This window comes from Leptobacterium meishanense (genome assembly GCF_037645805.1).
GTDB classification, from domain to species: Bacteria; Bacteroidota; Bacteroidia; order Flavobacteriales; family Flavobacteriaceae; genus Leptobacterium_A; species Leptobacterium_A meishanense.
The window spans coordinates 86,621-106,053 of record NZ_JBBEXE010000010.1 but is presented as its reverse complement, the minus strand read 5'-3'; the positions used below and the strand labels follow the sequence as shown (position 1 = coordinate 106,053).

Below are 19,433 nucleotides of genomic sequence, written 5' to 3'. Positions count from 1 at the left end.
GAATTTGATATGGTTCCTAAAATTGGACCATCCAATGTTACCATTGAATAAATTGTTTTTTAAATGTCTTTTGATTTTTCAACAATTGTTTCCATAAATCAAAAAATTGAACTTCCCGTATTGAAGGAGAAAAAAATTGAATTATTTATAAAAAGAGAAGATCTTCTACATCCACATATCTCAGGGAACAAATATCGAAAACTCAAATACAACCTTCTCAAGGCAAAAGAAGATTCACAGCATACATTGTTGACTTTTGGAGGGGCTTTTTCCAACCATATTTCCGCTGTAGCTGCTGCTGGAAAAGAATATGGGTTTCAAACCATCGGAATTATCCGTGGAGAGGAATTGGAGAGCAAAACAACAGCCAATCCAACCCTACAGTTTGCTCAAGCATGTGGCATGCACCTTCATTTTGTTTCTCGAAGTAATTATCGAAATAAAAATACACTTGAGTTTATTCACAAATTAGATCAAAAGTTTGGTGATTTTTACCTCATCCCTGAAGGGGGAACTAATGAACTGGCCATTAAAGGTTGTGAAGAGATTTTAACAGAAAAAGATGCTTATTTTGACATTGTTTGTGTAGCCGTTGGTACCGGAGGGACTGTTTCGGGGATCATTAATTGTTTAAAACCCCGTCAACAAGTTTTAGGATTTCCGGCATTGAAAGGTTCTTTTTTGAAAAATGATATTCGTAAATTTGCCAATAACAATCAGTGGGAACTGATAGACTATTATCATTTTGGAGGTTATGGCAAGGTTTGTGAAGAACTGATTGTGTTTATTAATGGTTTTAAGAAAGAAACCGGAGTTTCATTGGATCCTGTTTATACAGGAAAAATGCTGTTTGGTGTACTAGATTTGATAAAAAGAGGTTATTTTAAAGAGAAAACAAAAATATTGGCCGTTCATACCGGTGGTTTGCAAGGAATCACTGGTATGAATAACTTCTTAAAAAGAAAAAAGTTGCCTTTAATTCATTTGTAATGAAAAAGTATATAGGTTTATTCATTGTAGGTTTCTTATTTATTAGTTGTGGAAGCAAACAACGGATTATCAGAGAAACACATAAAAAAAAGCGTTCTTCTGAAGAAGTTGTTATAAAAGAACCTTCCAATAAAATTGCTTCTAAAGAAGATGAATTTATTGTGTTCAATATTGTCTCTACACAAGATTATATTGACACGTTTGATGAAATCGCTAAACAGAACATGCGCAATCATGGAATCCCTGCGAGTATAACACTGGCGCAAGGAATTCTGGAAAGTGGTTCGGGAAAAGGGCAGCTCACCATGAAAACCAATAACCATTTTGGGATTAAATGCCATACCGGGTGGGAAGGTGACCGTGCCTACCACGATGATGATGAAAAAGGAGAGTGTTTCAGAAAATACAACCATCCTATGCATTCCTTTAATGACCACAGCTTGTTTTTAACCACGCGCTCCCGATATGATTTTTTATTTGACCTCCGAAAAAATGATTATAAAGCTTGGGCCAAAGGATTGCGCAAAGCCGGCTATGCTACAGATAAAAAGTACCCTGAAAAATTAATTTCTATTATTGAACGCTACGACCTTGATAAATACGACAAAGAAGTGTTGAAAGAAAAAGGTATTGCTGTTGTGGAAAATACAGCCACGGAACCTAAAGTTCCTAGAGAAGTTCTATCTGAAGAAATCCATACAGTAGCACAAGGCGATACGTTATACTCCATATCAAAGCGGTATGGCCTTACCATTGATGAACTTATGAACATAAACAAGCTTGATAGCATCAATATTGATATTGGGCAAAAACTGATAATTTCTTCTAAATAAATGATTTACCAAAGAAGCAGTGCTCTGTATGCAGAGGCTACTAAAGTTATTCCCGGAGGCGTTAACTCCCCTGTACGGGCTTTTAAAGCAGTAGGCGGACATCCTATTTTTGTTAAAGAGGCCAAAGGTGCTTATTTCTATGATGAAGATGGCAATAAGTTTATTGATTATATTGCCTCTTGGGGGCCTTTAATCTTAGGGCATGCTTACGAGCCTGTGTTAAAAGCAGTTATTGAAAAAGCTAAAAAAGGGACTTCTTTTGGAATGCCTACGGAAATTGAAACGGAGATTGCTAAACTGGCAATTTCTATGGTGCCAAATATTGATAAAATCCGTTTTGTCAATAGTGGCACAGAAGCTTGCATGAGTGCTATAAGGTTGGCACGCGGCTACACAGGTAAGGAAAAAATCATCAAGTTTGCAGGGTGTTATCATGGCCATGCCGATGCTTTTCTTATCCAAGCCGGGAGTGGAGCCGTTACATTTGGAACGCCTAACAGCCCAGGAGTTACCCAAGGTACTGCAAGGGACACCCTATTAGCCCGGTATAACGACCTGGAGGATGTAAACCGAATTGTCCGGGCAAATCCGAGAGAGATTGCAGCGATCATCATTGAACCGGTAGCCGGCAATATGGGATGCATTTTGCCGGAAAAAGGTTTTTTGGAAGGGTTGAGGACTCTTTGCGATAAAAATGGCATACTACTCATTTTTGATGAGGTGATGACGGGGTTCCGGCTTGCAAGGGGAGGAGCACAGGAACTTCTAAATGTGGATGCAGATATTGTAACTTTTGGAAAGGTAATTGGCGGAGGACTCCCCGTAGGGGCTTTTGCTGCCAGGGATAAAATCATGCATTGCTTAGCACCTGTAGGGCCTGTATATCAAGCAGGCACATTGAGTGGAAACCCCTTGGCAATGGCCGCAGGGTTAGCCATGTTAACTGAACTAAACAATAGTCCTGAAATATTTAAAAGCCTTCAGGAAAAAACAGCTTATCTGCATACCGGGCTTGGAAAAGTTTTGAAAGGTTCAAAAGTTGCTTATACTATTAACCGAATAGGTTCCATGATTTCTGTTCATTTTATAGATAAACCGGTCATTGATTTTGATTCTTCTGCAAAAGGGAATAATGAGACCTTTAAAAAGTTCTTCCATGGGATGCTCAACGAGGGGGTTTATTTACCTCCCAGTGCCTTTGAAAGTTGGTTTTTAAATGACGCCCTTTCGTATGGTGATCTTGATTTTACCATTGAAGCTGCAAAAAAAGTAGTTGCTACGTTATAATTAATGAACATCCAAAGGTGTGTACCCACCTTTTTCTAATTTTTGGAGTTGTTCTTTGGTAAGGATGCGCTGAATAGTATTGTCCAATTCGATATTCAGGTTAGCATATGCTCTACCGGCTTCTGTATTTTTATACTTTGAACGGTCAAAGTTTTTTCTCCGCTGTTCAAAACTCAAAATAGCATCATAAAGACCTTGTTTTTGGGTTGTATTTAAAACAATGATACGGTCTATTTTCTCCATTTTCTCTTTAGCAATAGCTTCTGGATTATTTACGATGGCAGCTTTTGCTTGCGCATTGGAAAACTGTACTGCAAAAAGCAGAAGAAAAGCAATAGTTAATCGAATTCGGTTTTTCATAAGATAGTTAGGTTATGGTTTATTTTATATCAAAGATACCATTTTTATCATTTAAAATAGTTTTCTAAAAAAGTATAAAGTCATTTCAAACTCACTCTTTTTATTGATGAGAAATCCAAGATAATATTATAAAAGATTTCTCAGTCGTTGTACTTCTTCGAAATGACCTTATTATAATATATCAACTATTATTTTCTTCTCCATCCGAGTTTATGCTTGTAAAACCGCTTTCCTTTGTCTTGTTGTTTCCACGTTTCATATTGTTCGGCAGAGAGAATTTGTTTCATTTCTTGTTGTAATCTCAATCGTTCATCAAGCATTTCGTTCATCTTTTCATAACGTGCTTCCACAGAAGGTTTTTCTTCTGACTCTCTAAATGCTTTACGTTCCTCCATATGATGCTTACGTTTCTCTTCCATTTGAGTGTTTAATGTTAAAATTGCTCCTTGCTGGCTTTCATTTAAATCCAACGCTAATGCCATTCGTTTTGTACGGAGCGTAGCCATTTGTTCAGGAGTAAAATCTTTAAATCGCTCTACACGATGTTTTCTATACTCGCGTTCCTTTTTTTGCCCACGTTCTTGTGCTGTCATAGAAAATGCCAAAAACAAAAGCACTAATAAACTAACTAACTTTTTCATCTTATATAATATTTAGGTTATATCCCTATGACCAGAAAACGGACAAAATGTTTAATCCATACATTCTCAGAATAATCATTTCAGATATTAAAAAACCTTCCATGTATCTTGTTTTTCTTTTGTTTATAACGGCTTAAACCTTCTAACCGCGGATAGTTAAATATTTCATAAAGACGTAACATTTCTGTTTTTCGGTAGTCTATATAGTAAACAATCAAAGAACGATTAAACATTATAGAAATGAACAAGCTATTAGTTATTTGTAGTTTACTTTTTTTACAAAATGTGGCTACGCAGGAAGAAAAAACCGTTGCCAATGAGCTCATCCATTATGAAGCCATGGCAAGTTTAGAAGGTTTATTTGTTAGTAACGCCAGGGAAAACAACCTAACCGATTTGAAATTCCCTTACGAACTGACAAAAGAAAAAGAACTGAACCTCAGTACTATTAATTATATAGAAGAGGAGCAAGTAGTAGACTTAGGATTTGATACGGAAAAGTATCTGCCAAAAGGGTTCAACCCTTATGAAGTGTACTTCGATATCCACTCTATTGAATATATTGAGGAAGAGGAAGAAATTAATTTAGGATTTGATACGGAAAAGTATTTACCTGAAAACTTTGATCCTTATGCCATCCCTATGGAAAGCATTCTATATATCGAAAAGGATGAAGAAGAAATCATAGATTTAGGGTTTGATACGAAAAAGTATCTTCCAAAGGGATTTAACCCACATGCGAAACCCTCAATCATGTAAAAGTATGCAATTTGACCTTTATGAAAAATTGTTTGAGTTAGTTAGGAAAAGCCACCCAAGGGTGGCTTTTTAATTGAAAACATAAAACAGACATGTTTTTTTAGTAACTGGACTTACCCAAATGCATATCATTTTAATTAGATTTGTTCACTAAAAAATATTTGTGAAGATATAATAATGGGAAATAGGGTTCGGTTACTTTTACTGTTTTTAGCGATACCCTTGGCGATAATAGTATCGGCAAACGAATTTATATTGTTTTATTTCAGGCCTCAAGAATTTTCTAACTGGGTTAATGATAGTTTATTTTATACAATTAGTATTTTACTATGGGTAACGCTATTACCCTTAATTTATGTTCTTATTATAAAAATAAAAGACTATAAAAAAGTGTCCCTTTTTATTAAGCATTCCTTATTTATTGTTGTTATTGCATTTATACATCAATTATTGGCAAATTTTTTTTTCTATCTGATTCTTTATTTCAAAAACGAAGTACCGTATGATGAAATATTTGGAAATGAATATAGTAACCACCTCACCAGTGGTTTCTTTAGTCGATTGGTAGAATCAACAGCAATTGTTATTTTATTCCATTTCACCTCAAATAATGAAGCTCAGATAAGAAATTTTATCGCTTCCCACTGGCCAAAACTATACGCACTTATCACTAAAGATGAGAAAACAATTCAAGTCATAAATATTAAAGATAAAGGAATTGACGTTTCAATTAATGTTCATGAAATCATATGGTTTGAAAGTGCTGGCAATTATATGAAATTGCACATGAATGAAAGAATATATGTTCTGAGGCAAACGATGACCAGTTTATACTCCAGTTTAAATACGGATGAATTTATTCGTGTACACCGTTCATACATTGTTAATGTGAATTATGTAGAGAAAGTTGATTATATGAAGAGCGGTATGTATAGGATTTTATTGAAAGACAAAAATGAAATTATTACCAGCCGAAACTATAAAGAGGATATTGCAGAAAAATTAAAATTAAAAGACCTCCCAGTATAAGAATAGCTTTAATTCTATCACAATTTCGAACAGGTTGTCACAAACAGCTTCCGGAAAGCTTTATATGTTAATCATTCCTCATAATATTGCACCCTAGAAATTAAAATCTGAAAACATATTATGAAAACAAGAATTGCTTACGTATTTACATTAGTTGTATTGATTGTATCAATTTCTGCTTGTAACACTAAAAAGAAGTCAGAGGAAACAACTACTGAAAACACAGCCCCTGCACTTGACCCTAGATATGCTTCTGAAGAGACTAAAGAAGTAATCGAAAAAATGATTAAAGCACACGGTGATTTGGAGAAATGGAAAAACAGTCCAAGTGTTAGCTATCAACACACGTATATTGGGCCATTTGACCCTTCCGATCCTTGGACTTCTGATGAGATTATAGAACAAGGAAAAAGAAGAGTATACCAGAACTGGCCATTGGATAAAGCAGAAATATTTTATAATGGAAAAGGATATTATTCAGTAAACTGGAAACGTGGTAATCCTGCAAAGTTTACAGCACATTTAGCATATTATTTTTCAAATATCCCTTGGCTTACCCAAGATAATGGAGTAAAACTTGGAGAGGTTAGAACAAGAGAAATATTTGATGAACCTAAAGAGTATATTGCAGTTAAGATGACATTTGAACCTACTGCTGGTGAATCTCCAAAAGATTATTATGACCTTATGATCGACCCTGAAACCTATGAACTCAAGGCAATGGAATATGTTGTAGCCTATGGGGCAATATTGGATGCAATGGGATTGCCGGCTGAGGTAGAGTTTTTTGGTCCAATGATCAAAAAATTTGAAAAATATGAAGTTGTAGACGAATTTAAAGTCCCTGTTAAATTAATAACTTTAGGTCCTGAAGGTGAAGATTTTGGATTTCATACTTATAAGAACTGGTCTTTCACAAAACCATTTACGGATGATCTTGTAAAAATTCCTGAAAATGCAGTTAAAGACACCTCTAGTAGTAAAAGAAAAAAAGCAGAATAGTTTTTCGGTAATATGTAACATAAAGAAGGCTACCTGAACAGGTAGCCTTCTTTATGTTAATTCATGCTAAAATATACTATCCAATAACCTCCACAAACAATCCTTCCTCTTCTTTAGAGACTTTGGCCAGCTGGTTCTTTGTAAGTTCTTTAATGGCTTTGTCCCATTTTTTGTTAGACAACCCTGCCTCGGTTTTTAAAGCTGCCAAAGGTATTTTTTCAGTTTTTTTAAGGAACTCTAAGATATGTTTTGCTTCGTCACTAATCGCTATAGGTTTACGCTCCGGTTTCATCTGTGGGAAGAACAGTACCTCTTGTATCGATTGTTTGTTGGTTAAAAACATCACTAACCGGTCCATGCCAATACCCAACCCACTGGTTGGGGGCATTCCAAATTCGAGGGCGCGTAAAAAGTCATTGTCAATAAACATGGCTTCATCATCACCACGTTCTGAGAGTTTTAATTGTGCCTCAAAACGTTCCCGCTGGTCAATAGGGTCGTTCAATTCTGAATACGCATTGGCAATCTCTTTTCCACACACCATCAACTCAAAGCGTTCGGTAAGCCCAGGGTCGTTTCGATGTGCCTTACACAACGGGCTCATTTCTTTTGGATAATCAATAATAAAGGTCGGCTGGATAAAATTCCCTTCGCATTTTTCGCCAAAAATCTCATCAATCAGCTTTCCTTTTCCCATCGTGTCGTCTACTTCTACTCCCATTTTTACAGCTGCTTCCCTGATTTCTGTTTCTGTTTTTCCTGAAATATCAAAACCGGTATATTGTTTAATCGCGTCTGCCATCGTAACCCGGGGATACGGTGCTTTAAAATCAATTTCGTATTCCCCAAATGTTGCTTTCGTCGTTCCGTTTACCTGGATGGCACAGTATTCCAACAGGTTTTCGGTAAATTCCATCATCCAATGGTAATCTTTATACGCCACATAGATTTCCATCGCGGTAAACTCAGGGTTATGTGTTCTATCCATCCCTTCATTGCGGAAGTTTTTAGAAAACTCGTATACGCCATCAAAACCACCTACAATCAATCTTTTAAGGTATAGTTCATTGGCAATCCTAAGGTATAAAGGAATGTCCAAAGCATTATGGTGCGTAACGAACGGCCGCGCTGCTGCGCCTCCCGGAATGGATTGTAGAATAGGTGTTTCTACTTCAAAGTACCCTTTTTCATTAAAGAAAGTCCGCATAGCGTTAAACAATTTGGTACGCTTAACGAATACTTCTTTTACTTGTGGGTTCACTACCAAATCTACATACCGCATGCGGTAACGAAGCTCCGGATCGTTAAACTCGTCATGTGTTTTACCATCTGCATCTACTTTTGGTAACGGAAGTGGCCGAAGGGTTTTACTAAGTATCGTAAAATCTTTCACCAATACGGTCTTTTCGCCTACCTGAGTGGTAAACAGTTCACCTTTAATGCCTATGAAATCCCCAAAGTCGATTAGTTTTTTAAAAACTTCGTTGTATTTGGTTTTGTTTTCTCCCGGGCATATCTCATCGCGGTTAAAATACAATTGCATTCTGCCAGCACTGTCTTGTAATTCTGCAAAAGAAGCTTTTCCTTGAATACGAAAGGACATTAAACGCCCGGCCATCACTACTTTTTTACCTTCTGAAAACTGTTCTTTTACTTGTTTAGACGTATGGTCAACCGGGTATAAAGCAGCTGGATAAGGGTTGATACCCAATGTCCGTAATTTTTCCAGTTTTTCCCTTCGTACGATCTCTTGTTCTGACAATTGCATAATGCTGTTGATTATCTTGTATAAAAATAATTTTCTGAAAGGTGCAAAGATAGCGACAATTCTAAAATCGCAATCGATAATCTATTTAGAAATCTTTACGCACCCGGTTTCGCATTTTACGTTCAAAAATACCGGGCAGGAAGAAAGAGACCAACCGTGCTATTTTGGATGTTTTTGAGATATACACAATGTTCTTTTTCCGGTCAGCTGCCTTGAGTATTTTTGATACTACGTACTCAGGGGCCATTACATGACCAATAACGCTTTTCTTTTTGCCAAAAGGGTGCCCTTCTTCATTGAGTGTCCGGTCTTCAATATTCGTTTTTACAAAGGAAGGGCATGCCATAAGCATGTGCACACCTTTTTCCCTGACTTCTGCTTGCAGGGAATTAAAAAAGCCATGCAACGCATGTTTACTGGCCGAATAGCCTGTTCTCCCATATAATGGTGAAAACCCTGCTACGCTGGATAGGGTTATTATCTGTCCTTTACTTTTAATAAGGTGATTGATGGCTTCATGGGTACAATAAACAGCCCCGTAGAAATTTACCGCCATTACTTTTTCGATAATCGCTACCGGAGTGTCTTCAAATCTACTGATATGGCTAATGCCTGCATTGTTAACCAATACATCAATTGTTTTGAATTTTTCAATGACTTTAGAAAAGGCTTGGGCTACCTGTTCTTTGTCAGTAATATCAACCGTAACGGTAAGGTGCGGTATGTTAGAATCTTGTAGCTGTTCACTCAATTTTGCCAATCCGGAAGCATCCCTATCCAACAAAGCCACATGTGCGCCTCTTTTTGCATATTGTTTTACAAATTCAGCACCTATGCCACTAGCGGCTCCTGTAATTACAACGACTTTATTTTTCAACTTTTGGTATTGAGGTAATATTCAAAAACTTCCTTACTGGTATAGGTTGGTGTATACGGAAATTCTTTTTTTAATGTATCATTTGCCAACACGGGCCTGTACCTTAAAAACCGTACTTGTTCCGGGCCATATTGGGTCAATTTCACTTTGTGTAGCAGCCATAAAACTGATTTTATAACCCATGCCGGTATGGCAACATATGGTTTTTTTAAAATGTTTGCTATTTCTTTTAGGGTAACATATCCATTGCCTGCCAGATTGAAAACTCCCGATTTGTTTTCTTTGATTCCCTGTAGAATGATATTTACGACATCTTCATCCCAAATAAAGACGAAAGGGGTTGTAGCGTTTTGAATACCGATAATCGCTTTTTTCTCAAATAAAGCGGTTATCTGGTTGGAGACATTTTTTCCGAGAATAGTCCCGGGGCGCAATATCAATTGTTGGGGAAGTTTATTGGTTTTTCTATATGTTGAAAGCATTTCTTCTATCAACCGTTTATGGTCTGAATAAGCAAATTCTTTATTGCCCCTCAGCGCATCACCTTCATACAACCACTCAGGATTGTCATGATGATAACCATAAGCTGCCCCACTACTGGTAACCACAAATTGTGATACCCTATGTTTGATCGCACTTTCGTATAGTTTTTTAGTCCCTACTACATCAATTTCGTACATCAACTCTCGGGTCATGGTTTTCGTTGGGGTTACCACAGAAGCTAAATGAACTATGGTGTTTATTCTTTTTTCTTTGATAAGTGTATCAAGAATGTCAGAGCGTATATCGCATTGGTGAAACTCAAATTTCTCGTGGGGCATTTGTTCTTGAGGTGGTTTTATGTCAATTCCCGCAACTAATTCTATAGCTTCCGTGTTTTCTTCAGCTAGTTTGTGAATTAATTTGTTTCCTATATAGCCTGCAGCACCGGTTATTAAAATTCGTTTTTTCATTTCGATATTTCTCTTATCATCCAACAGTTGTTTCGTTCATTGTTTTTTTTCGGGTCGACCAATAGGTCCCTACAACAAGGCCTGCAACGATATGCCATATGCCCCACCATGCTGTTACCAATGCCATTCCACCCATACCGTTAAAAAAATCGAAAATCAACAACAGTCCTAATCCCGAATTTTGAATTCCTACTTCAAATGAAATGGCTCTTCGGTCTTTTACGGGAAGGCTCCCTAGTTTCGCGGAAAAATAACCCAAGGACAATGCTACTAAATTATGAATGGCAACAACGACCATCACATATTTTATATAGGTGAGAAAGTTTTGGATATTGGCAGAAAAAGCCGCCACAATAAATCCTAAGAAAAATAATAAGGAAGCATATTTAAAAGGTTTTTTCAATTTATTCGCTATTACAGACTTTTTTGTAGAAACAACCATTCCCAATGCCAATGGTACTCCTAAAATCATAAAAATAGTCAAAAGCATGTCGGCTCCATTTAAATTTACATCTGAAAGTACCCTGCTTGTATGTTCATTTAAGCTTCCCCAAAAAGAGATATTGAAAGGGGTCATGAATATAGCAATGACTGTAGATACAGAAGTCATGCTTACGGAAAGGGCTGTGTTTCCTTTGGCATAATTGGTAAAAAAATTGGACATGTTGCCTCCCGGGCAAGAACTTACTAAAATCATGCCCATCGCAATGGAAGGTGCGGGTTTTATGAGTACAATCAACAAATAAGTAAAAGCCGGTAGCAGAATAAATTGTGCCCCCAATCCAATTAATGGCCCTTTAGGGCTTCTTATAACCCTTCTGAAATCTTCTAATGTTAAATCTAAAGATACGCCAAACATCACAATCCCGAGTATAATATTCAGGATCATGATGCTTTTGGGGTTAAAGTTTAATATAATATCATCAACACCAGACATTTATTTTCCTTTTGGTTCTTGGTGCATGGCTTTGAATTTTAGGAGTCCCGGAGCCCACATATGTTTTACATGGTCTACATCTACATGTATTACGGCACATTTATTTGCCTGTAAGCATCTTTCTATGGCGGGTTCCAATTCCTCAGGGGCTGCCACCCGCTCGCCATGTGCCCCCATACTTTCTGCTAATTTATCAAATTGGATTTCTCCTAAATCGGTGTTGATGGTTTCTTCGGCAGAAAGTTCTTTTTTAATGAGTGTTTTTACTGGTTTCAATGCAAATTGTTGGGTCATCTTTACCATACCCCACTGTTTATCGCAAATTACAAGAAATATCGGTTTTAAATCATTTCTGATTGCTGTTTCTACTTCTTGCGGGTGGAAGCCCATGGCTCCATCTCCTATAATGCAATACACTTGCCTATCGGGAAATGCGGCAGCGGCTCCTATAGCTTGCCCTACCCCTGCACCTAACATCCCAAATTTGTAAGTTGCCAACATGGTGTTAGGGGTGTATACTTTGTGATAAAAATTGCCCCAAACAGCACTATTGCCTCCATCAAAGACTACCAAGGCATCTTTATCAAACACCTTATTTGTTATTGCTGGCACATGAGCTGTGAGCATAGGCGTTCCTTTGTCTGATAGTTTTTTATCGAGCTTGGCCCTGTCTTTGACTACTAGTTTTTGAATGCCTTCTATGGTCTTGTTCCGCTTGGCAATAGCTATCTTCTTGGTGGAAGGTTTTACCACTTTTAGCAGGTCTTGTAAAAAAGTTTTAGCATCGGAAAGGATCGCAATATCAGCAGGTCGGATATTACCGATAATATCTTCGTCCACATCTACTTGGACAATTTTTTGTTTTTCGGGTAAGTTCCAATAAGGTGCTTTTCCCCACCAGTCAGTTTCCCCTAATCGGGAACCGATCACTAAAATAACATCAGCTTCTTTTCTCACTTTATTGTTCACGTCAATGTGAATCATAGGGACAGCACACTCGGAATCTTCCGGGATGACCCCTCTTGCCCCCCAACTGGTTACTACCGGAATTTTTAGCAATTCGGCCACTTCCTGTAATTCTTTAAAAGCCATTGAGTGAATGATTCCACTTCCTGCATGAATGGCAGGGTTTTTAGCATTTATCAAAAGTTCTGCAGCTTCTTCTACCATTGCTTTGGGAGCACTCAACCGGTACTTAAGCCGGTAGGTTTCGGGCTGTTGTAGTTCAGGGAATTCAAATTTATTGTTCATCAGGTCTTCCGGAAGGTCAAAATGAACTACTCCCGGCCGGCCTGAAAAACTTTTCCGAAGGGCTTTTCGCATCAATTCAGGGACTCTGTTTACATGCGGGGTGGTTACCGCATATTTAGAGATGTTTTTCATAACCCCCACTTGGTCAAAATACTGATAGGTGCCCCCTCTGTCCGGATAGCCTATGCCTACTCTCCGGGAACTGGTTATTAACAATACCCGGTTTCCCTCTGCATTTTCAACAGTTATTCCGGGTAAAATATTGGCTACTCCCGGACCATTGCTAGCAATGCATACGCCTAGTTTTCCCGTAAGCCTTGAATAAGCAGCTGCCATATGTGCTGCGGTGGTTTCGTGCCGTGGGGTAATCAACCGGATTCCTTCTTTTTTCAATCCTACGACCAATCCTTGGTAGGTTCCATCAATAATACCAAACACCACTTCAACACCTTCATTTTTTAAGAATTTTGCAATGTATGCGCCACTTGTCATTTTCATTTTTATACTTTTTGATTTATGATTTTTTACTCTGATTTATAAAAATAGTTGCTGTTTGCTTGTGCTAACGCTGTTATTTCCAATTCGTTGATACAAACATGCGGGGGCAATGTTGTTACGTAATAAATAGTATCCGCTATGTCTTCTGCAGTAAGCGGTTCATAGCCTTTATAAACACTGTCTGCTTTGTTATTGTCTCCTTTGAACCGAACGTTGGAGAATTCTGTCTCTGCTGCCCCAGGCAAAATCTGGGTAACCTTGATTTGATGTTCTAAAAGGTCTACCCGCATGGTTTTGCTCAATGCATCCACTGCAAATTTAGTGGCACAATACACATTGCCTTTTTCATAGATAGCCCGTGCTGCAGTAGAGCCAATATTAATGATATGCCCTTTTTTGTTTTTTATGAGCAATGGGATAATCTCGTGACTTACATATAACAACCCTTTTACATTGGTATCGATCATCGTATCCCAATCCCTTACATTTCCCTCTTGTATTTTATCCAATCCCAGTGCCAGCCCAGCATTATTGACAAGTACATCTATCGATTGCCATTTTTCAGGGAGTGATACTATTGCATTCGTTACTTCTTGTTTTTTGCTTACGTCAAAACAAAGTGGCAATACCTCCACATTGTATGTATTCGTTAAGCTATTGGCAATTTTAGAAAGTTTTTCTTTCCTTCTTCCTGTCAAGACAAGGTTCGCCCCATTTTTTGCAAAGATTTCGGCAGTAGCTTTCCCTATGCCTGAGGTAGCCCCTGTAATGAAAATTATTTTATTCATTAGAAACAATTATTAGGTTCAAATAAAAATATAAAGGTTAATAGTAAAAAACTGATGTGTTAAAAACATATAAAAAGTGGCTAATGCTACTTTTTTGAAGCAAAATACTAATTTTTGGGGCGAATTGATAGAAAAAAGGCCTCCTATATAAACAAAACCCAAACATTTTCATGTTTGGGTTTTTTATAATCACAACAGGGTTTAAGTTTATAAATTTACCTAAAATCTTCTATAAATGATACATATTACATTCAATTATTGCAGATTTTTGCATTCTATTCTTTTGTTTTTTTAGCTTCTTCTTGCAATTTTTTAATAGTTTCTTCCAGTTTTTTACGTTTTTCGGCTACTTCATCAAAATTTTTATTAAACTCATCTAATTGTTTTTTTTGGGCGGAATCAAATTTAGATTTACGCTCTATACTATCCCGTTTTCGTTTAAACTCTAACATTTTTTCAGCCTCTTCCCTATATACTTTTTGTTGCTCTGCTTTCAATTGAGCTCTACGGTATTTACGATACATAATACTAGTAGTAATTAATAAAACACCTAGAATAGCTAATAAAATATTTTTTGTTTTTTTCATTTGTATGAAGATTGAATAATTGTTTTTTGAGTTTTACTTTATAAAAATCATGTATGTTTCTTAAATTTCGGATTAAATTAAACATAAAAAAGTGATTCCCAAATAATCAAAAACTACATTATCATTTGTTTAATGGCCTTTTGCTTTTGTTCCTGAGAACAGGGTTAGCTCACTATCCCTATTAGACCTCAAAAAGAAGCACTGTAGAAAGAAGTCCCTCATTGATTCTATAAAAAAAGCTCCTTGATTTCTCAAGAAGCTTCTTTGTAGCGGGAACAGGACTCGAACCTGTGACCTTCGGGTTATGAGCCCGACGAGCTACCTACTGCTCTATCCCGCGATGTGGACTGCAAATATACAAGGAATTTTAAACTTTTCAAGGATTCAAATTCTAAATTCTTCTTAAAGGTTCTATGTACCTAATTTCCAAGAGGATAAAGCATACAACTTTTGAGTTGAAAACCTATACTATTTATGTTTATTTTTTATTAATTACTTTTATGAGCAAATCTTTATTCTATTGAATGTACTTAACCAACTTCTAAGCATTCTTATATCTTATGCGGAATGGATTATGCTGTTCTTTGTTATAGGGGGCGGTATTTATCTGGTGTTTTATTCGCGATGGATTCCGTACCGATATTTTATTCATGCTATAAAAATAGTCTCAGGAAAGTATGATAAATCTAACGCAACAGGAGAAATTACCCATATACAGGCCTTATCTTCAGCAGTAGCCGCAACAGTAGGCTTGGGAAACATTTCGGGGGTTGCTATTGCAATCTACTATGGTGGGCCGGGAGTTGTTTTTTGGATGTGGGTTACTGCACTTATTGGTATGTGTATTAAATTCTATTCGTGTACGCTTGCAGTTATGTTCCGGAAAACAACTAAAAATACTGTAATAGGAGGGCCTATGTACTATATGTCTATCGGTATGGGACCTAAGGCAAAACCTTTAGCTGTTACTTTTTGTATTGCAGGTTTGGTTGGTGTTTTACCTGGGTTTACAGTAAATCAATTCACACAAACCGTTATCCACGTTGTTCAACCAAATGAAACTATTTTGGCTTTGGGAACATTTAATTGGCAGCTTATTATAGGAATCACTTTGGTCATTTTTACTACCATTGTTATTTTTGGAGGGTTAAAAAAAATAGTGCGTGTATCTACCGCTATAGTACCTTTTATGGTGTTCCTTTATTTTGTTTCAGTAATTATAATGATGGGGTTAAATCCTGAAAAAGTATTTCCTTCCTTTAGTCTTATTTTTAAAGAAGCTTTTAATTTTAATGCTGCTGCACAAGGAGGTTTCTGGGGGTTAGTAATTTTAGGGGTCCGGCGTGCTGTTTTCTCCAATGAATCGGGTGTTGGAAATGCTCCTATGTTCCATGGACAATCAAAAACATCGGAGCCTATTCATGAAGGCTTAACAGCCATGTTGGGGCCTTTTATCGACACTATTATTGTATGTACGCTTACTGCAATTATTATTATTATCAGCGGGGTTTATACAGATGGTGAAAGCAATGGAATTATTATGACATTAAACGCTTTTGAGAAGTTGCTTTTTGGGTATGGAGCAGAAATACTTATGGTTCTTGTTGCTGCTTTTGCTTTAAGCACCTTGTTTACATATTCTTATTACGGTACTAAATGTTTATCTTTCTTAACCAACGAAAAAATAGGCAAATTCTACAACTATATTTATATCTTTAGCATCATATTTGCCGCAATAGCTACACTAGATCTCATAATTAATTTAATTGACCTAGCATTTGCTATTATGTGCATTCCCAATATGATAGCTGTAATTTATTTAGCCCCAAAGGTTAATGAATCGATAAAAGTATATTTAAAAAAGCGAAAGTATGAGTACTCATAAATCAGGGTTTGTAAACATTATTGGAAACCCTAATGTGGGTAAATCAACTTTAATGAATGCTTTTGTAGGTGAAAAATTATCTATAATTACATCGAAGGCACAAACTACCCGCCATCGCATATTGGGTATCGTCAATGGTGAAAATTTTCAAGTGATATTGTCCGATACCCCCGGAATAATCAAACCGGCATATGAATTACAATCTTCTATGATGGATTTTGTTAAGTCTGCTTTTGATGACGCTGATATATTAATTTATATGGTAGAAATTGGAGAAACTACCTTAAAGGATAATAGTTTTTTCGAAAAAATTACAAATACAAAAATCCCTGTTTTACTTCTGATCAACAAAATAGACACTTCGTCTCAAGAAGTATTGGAGGAACAAGTAACATTTTGGCGAGAAAAAGTCCCCAATGCAGAGATTTATCCCACTTCTGCTTTAAAAAACTTTAATGTTCAAGAGATTTTTAACCGCATTATTGATTTACTCCCCGAGGCACCTCCTTTCTATCCTAAAGACCAATTAACGGATAAACCAGAACGTTTTTTTGTAAATGAGACTATCCGGGAAAAAATCCTATTAAATTATAAAAAAGAAATCCCTTATGCTGTTGAAGTAGCGACTGAAGAGTTTCTAGAAGAAAAAGATATCATCCGGATCCGATCGGTTATTATGGTAGAACGTGACACACAAAAAGGCATTATCATAGGACATAAAGGAAGTGCTCTAAAAAGGGTAGGGGTACAAACGAGAAAAGATTTAGAAAAATTTTTTGGTAAACAAATTCACATAGAACTTTACGTGAAAGTAAATAAAAACTGGCGGAGCAACCCGAACCAACTTAGAAGGTTTGGATACAGTTCTAAATAATTTTTACGTATTCTCAATCATTAATAACATCTTTCATAAATGTATAGAGCATGTTCATTTGGACTTTGCCTTTTGCTTTTCCCATTCGTCCTATAAAATATAGGGCTCCCCAACAAAACACCATTAAGACCATAACCCCTAATTGCATAGCATATGATTGGTTTAATGACCAGTTTGAATATGCCCAAACACCAAAAATGATAAAAATAGTAGCTATCCCAAAGTGCAAAAACATAAAAAAAGTCCAAAGTGTAGGATTAGGGCCAAATAAGCCATATAATTCACTCTTTGAATTATTAACTTCATCTATCTCTAGGTGCAATTGAGGTGACCAAAAATGACTTTCTTCTTTTGTAAGCTTTATAAACACGTGGTTATCGATCCGTTTTACAACAAAAGGTGACTTTTTAGAATGTTTTTTTTCAAATAATTGTAATACATCTTCATTTGACCGGGATAATTCTAATTTAAACCGAGGCCGTAGAATAAGCTCATTTGATGTTATAGTCATCGTTTAATTCTTTAGTCAGTTCTTTTTTGTCTATTCTTTGTAAAGGTGGTCTAATTGTTTCAAATAAAAAATGATCAAAATCAGTTAGCTTTTAGTTTTTAATTATACCTCCATTGGGGCAACAAATGTCATTTGAAATTGAAGACTTTTAATTTATATTATAGAGCTTGAAGATAACTATTTGCTCAATAACATACTTTTCGGGAATATTAAATAGGTTAAGGGGAATGTATTTACAATTAAAATTGTCTTATACCTATAAAAAAAGCAGATACTTATAGGTTAAATATATATGATCGGTTAACCATTGATTATAGAAGTGATATTAGTGGCTTCTATGACTAATGATAAAGTTCATTTCAAAAATGGAAAACATCTTATTAAGGAATTACTGGACAAGGCCTATATGCCTTTATTAGTTTTCACATTCGAATAAAAATACTGATGCCATTTTTAATCAGAATGTAAGAGTTATAAATATTTTTCCTCTGGTTCCCACTCAGCATTTTTAACTGTTGCGCTATATAAACCTTTTAACACTTTCTCGGTTACATTCCAAATGATAGTCCCTCTTTTATTTGAATTCAACATATCATCATAAAACATCTCTGCTATCTGAACTAATTTTGGAGCTGCGGAAATCAACCTAGCATTTGCTTCCGCTTCACCTTCTGCATCTCCAATGTTTTTTTTAACTTGAGCTATAAGCTTTCCATTTTCAGCATAGATACATAGATGGTTACTTTCTTCTTTTATGACCCATTCGCCTTTAGTATGATTTTTTTTAGGCATAATTTCAAAGAGTTTAAGTTATAATATGGCTGTTTAAAACTACTAAATTGTTCATAGCTAAAATAAAAAATAATTTAAAGTGAAGAGTCATTACTTTTTAAAAATGAAAGAAAAAAATTATATATTAAGTAATATATGTATTTCAATTATAAGAAAGGTGGTAAAACCATAATTCGACATTAAATCAGTAATTCACGTAAAATAAAAAAGCCGGAAAAAACCGGCTCTATTTATAATCTTAACTATTTTTTTTAATAAAATTCTAAAAACCTAACTATTTTTTAACATCTGCGAGCAAATCTTTCCCGTCAGCCATTATAACTCCCCCTCCCGGAGAGGCATCTAACACATATTCAAAACCTTGTGCTCTGGCAACTTTTTGAATAGCGTCATTTGCTTTTTTAAGTATTGGCTCATAAAGTTCCACTTGTTTTTTCTGAAGTTCTTTTCCTGCTGCTTGTTCTGCTTCTAATATGTTTTTTTCCATTCCTTGAACTTCTTCAGCGCGCTTTTTGTTTTCTTCTTGTGTTTTTGACACCGCCTCATTTTGATATTGAACAAGTTTATTCTGAAGTTCTTTTGCCGAACTAGACAGATCTGCTTTATACGTTTCTTCAAGCTTTTTTAGCTCTGCTTGAGCTGCTTTCATTTCGGGCATCTGTGAAACTAACTCTTGAACATTAATATGCGCTACTTTACTTTGTGCATTTACATACCCAATTGTTCCTATGAATAATGCAATAACAATTACAAATGATTTTAAATTCTTCATGATATCTAATGTATTAAATTTTAAGTGTTATTTATTTTC

The 19,433-nt window shown here is 36.0% G+C and carries 20 protein-coding genes and 1 tRNA gene; 8 read left to right on the top strand and 13 right to left on the bottom strand.

Going from position 1 to position 19,433, the window contains the following annotated elements; genetic code table 11:
- Positions 1-63 precede the first annotated feature (63 nt).
- The 3 genes from WBG21_RS10990 to hemL are packed head-to-tail and all read left to right on the top strand — an operon-like array spanning position 64 to position 3,110.
- Positions 64-990, top strand: coding sequence for a 1-aminocyclopropane-1-carboxylate deaminase/D-cysteine desulfhydrase (locus WBG21_RS10990; RefSeq protein WP_340077848.1), 927 nt, complete (start codon positions 64-66; stop codon positions 988-990).
- Entirely contained in the window at positions 990-1,823 is an 834-nt protein-coding gene (locus tag WBG21_RS10985) for a glucosaminidase domain-containing protein (RefSeq protein ID WP_340077846.1), read from the top strand. The genes WBG21_RS10990 and WBG21_RS10985 overlap by 1 nt, the downstream gene beginning before the upstream one ends.
- Positions 1,824-3,110 carry a glutamate-1-semialdehyde 2,1-aminomutase gene (gene hemL, locus WBG21_RS10980; protein ID WP_340077844.1) on the top strand — a complete coding sequence of 429 codons (1,287 nt, stop codon included), beginning with the start codon at positions 1,824-1,826 and terminating at the stop codon, positions 3,108-3,110.
- On the opposite strand, the gene WBG21_RS10975 is transcribed toward hemL, so the two are convergent.
- Complete coding sequence (locus tag WBG21_RS10975) at positions 3,111-3,470, bottom strand: hypothetical protein (protein ID WP_340077842.1); 360 nt, start codon at positions 3,468-3,470, stop codon at positions 3,111-3,113.
- A gap of 188 nt (positions 3,471-3,658) precedes the next feature.
- Positions 3,659-4,111, bottom strand: coding sequence for a DUF4890 domain-containing protein (locus WBG21_RS10970; protein ID WP_340077840.1), 453 nt, complete (start codon positions 4,109-4,111; stop codon positions 3,659-3,661).
- A 240-nt stretch (positions 4,112-4,351) separates the two neighbouring features.
- Between WBG21_RS10970 and WBG21_RS10965 the strand changes: the two genes are divergently transcribed.
- The 3 genes from WBG21_RS10965 to WBG21_RS10955 all read left to right on the top strand — a co-directional run bounded on the left by WBG21_RS10965 (position 4,352) and on the right by WBG21_RS10955 (position 6,901).
- Positions 4,352-4,870, top strand: coding sequence for a hypothetical protein (locus WBG21_RS10965; protein ID WP_340077838.1), 519 nt, complete (start codon positions 4,352-4,354; stop codon positions 4,868-4,870).
- Between the two features lie 177 nt (positions 4,871-5,047).
- Positions 5,048-5,899 carry a LytR/AlgR family response regulator transcription factor gene (locus WBG21_RS10960; protein ID WP_340077836.1) on the top strand — a complete coding sequence of 284 codons (852 nt, stop codon included), beginning with the start codon at positions 5,048-5,050 and terminating at the stop codon, positions 5,897-5,899.
- Between the two features lie 120 nt (positions 5,900-6,019).
- Positions 6,020-6,901 (top strand): hypothetical protein, encoded by an 882-nt coding sequence (locus tag WBG21_RS10955; RefSeq protein WP_340077834.1) that lies wholly within the window; start codon positions 6,020-6,022, stop codon positions 6,899-6,901.
- Between the two features lie 76 nt (positions 6,902-6,977).
- Here WBG21_RS10955 and lysS read toward each other — a convergent pair whose 3' ends face one another.
- The 8 genes from lysS to WBG21_RS10915 all read right to left on the bottom strand — a co-directional run bounded on the left by lysS (position 6,978) and on the right by WBG21_RS10915 (position 14,900).
- The gene (gene lysS / locus WBG21_RS10950) at positions 6,978-8,669 is read right to left on the bottom strand and encodes a lysine--tRNA ligase (protein WP_340077832.1); all 1,692 of its coding nucleotides are present in this window, start codon (positions 8,667-8,669) and stop codon (positions 6,978-6,980) included.
- Between the two features lie 85 nt (positions 8,670-8,754).
- Positions 8,755-9,546, bottom strand: a complete 792-nt coding sequence (locus WBG21_RS10945) for an SDR family oxidoreductase (protein WP_340077830.1) — start codon at positions 9,544-9,546, stop codon at positions 8,755-8,757.
- The gene (locus WBG21_RS10940) at positions 9,543-10,499 is read right to left on the bottom strand and encodes an SDR family oxidoreductase (protein ID WP_340077828.1); all 957 of its coding nucleotides are present in this window, start codon (positions 10,497-10,499) and stop codon (positions 9,543-9,545) included. Before WBG21_RS10940 ends, WBG21_RS10945 begins: the two co-directional genes overlap by 4 nt.
- 16 nt (positions 10,500-10,515) lie before the next feature.
- Positions 10,516-11,436: a bile acid:sodium symporter family protein gene (locus WBG21_RS10935; protein WP_340077826.1), complete on the bottom strand. Its 921-nt coding sequence runs from the start codon at positions 11,434-11,436 to the stop codon at positions 10,516-10,518.
- Complete coding sequence (locus WBG21_RS10930; RefSeq protein WP_340077824.1) at positions 11,437-13,185, bottom strand: thiamine pyrophosphate-binding protein; 1,749 nt, start codon at positions 13,183-13,185, stop codon at positions 11,437-11,439.
- Between the two features lie 26 nt (positions 13,186-13,211).
- The gene (locus WBG21_RS10925; protein ID WP_340077822.1) at positions 13,212-13,973 is read right to left on the bottom strand and encodes an SDR family NAD(P)-dependent oxidoreductase; all 762 of its coding nucleotides are present in this window, start codon (positions 13,971-13,973) and stop codon (positions 13,212-13,214) included.
- Positions 13,974-14,248: 275 nt separating this feature from the next.
- Entirely contained in the window at positions 14,249-14,560 is a 312-nt protein-coding gene (locus WBG21_RS10920; RefSeq protein WP_340077821.1) for a hypothetical protein, read from the bottom strand.
- A gap of 267 nt (positions 14,561-14,827) precedes the next feature.
- Positions 14,828-14,900: transfer RNA gene (locus WBG21_RS10915), tRNA-Met, on the bottom strand.
- A gap of 180 nt (positions 14,901-15,080) precedes the next feature.
- On the opposite strand from WBG21_RS10915, the gene WBG21_RS10910 reads away from it, so the two are divergent.
- Together WBG21_RS10910 and era are read left to right on the top strand one after the other, a co-directional pair.
- Positions 15,081-16,445, top strand: coding sequence for an alanine/glycine:cation symporter family protein (locus tag WBG21_RS10910; protein ID WP_340077820.1), 1,365 nt, complete (start codon positions 15,081-15,083; stop codon positions 16,443-16,445).
- Entirely contained in the window at positions 16,432-17,319 is an 888-nt protein-coding gene (era, locus tag WBG21_RS10905; RefSeq protein ID WP_340077819.1) for a GTPase Era, read from the top strand. The genes WBG21_RS10910 and era overlap by 14 nt, the downstream gene beginning before the upstream one ends.
- 13 nt (positions 17,320-17,332) lie before the next feature.
- Here the strand turns inward: era and WBG21_RS10900 are convergent, their stop codons facing one another.
- From WBG21_RS10900 to WBG21_RS10890, 3 genes are all read right to left on the bottom strand, one after another.
- The gene (locus tag WBG21_RS10900) at positions 17,333-17,830 is read right to left on the bottom strand and encodes a GTP-binding protein (RefSeq protein WP_340077818.1); all 498 of its coding nucleotides are present in this window, start codon (positions 17,828-17,830) and stop codon (positions 17,333-17,335) included.
- Positions 17,831-18,301: 471 nt separating this feature from the next.
- Positions 18,302-18,622, bottom strand: coding sequence for a hypothetical protein (locus tag WBG21_RS10895; RefSeq protein ID WP_340077817.1), 321 nt, complete (start codon positions 18,620-18,622; stop codon positions 18,302-18,304).
- A 274-nt stretch (positions 18,623-18,896) separates the two neighbouring features.
- Complete coding sequence (locus tag WBG21_RS10890) at positions 18,897-19,394, bottom strand: OmpH/Skp family outer membrane protein (RefSeq protein ID WP_340077816.1); 498 nt, start codon at positions 19,392-19,394, stop codon at positions 18,897-18,899.
- Positions 19,395-19,433 lie beyond the last annotated feature (39 nt).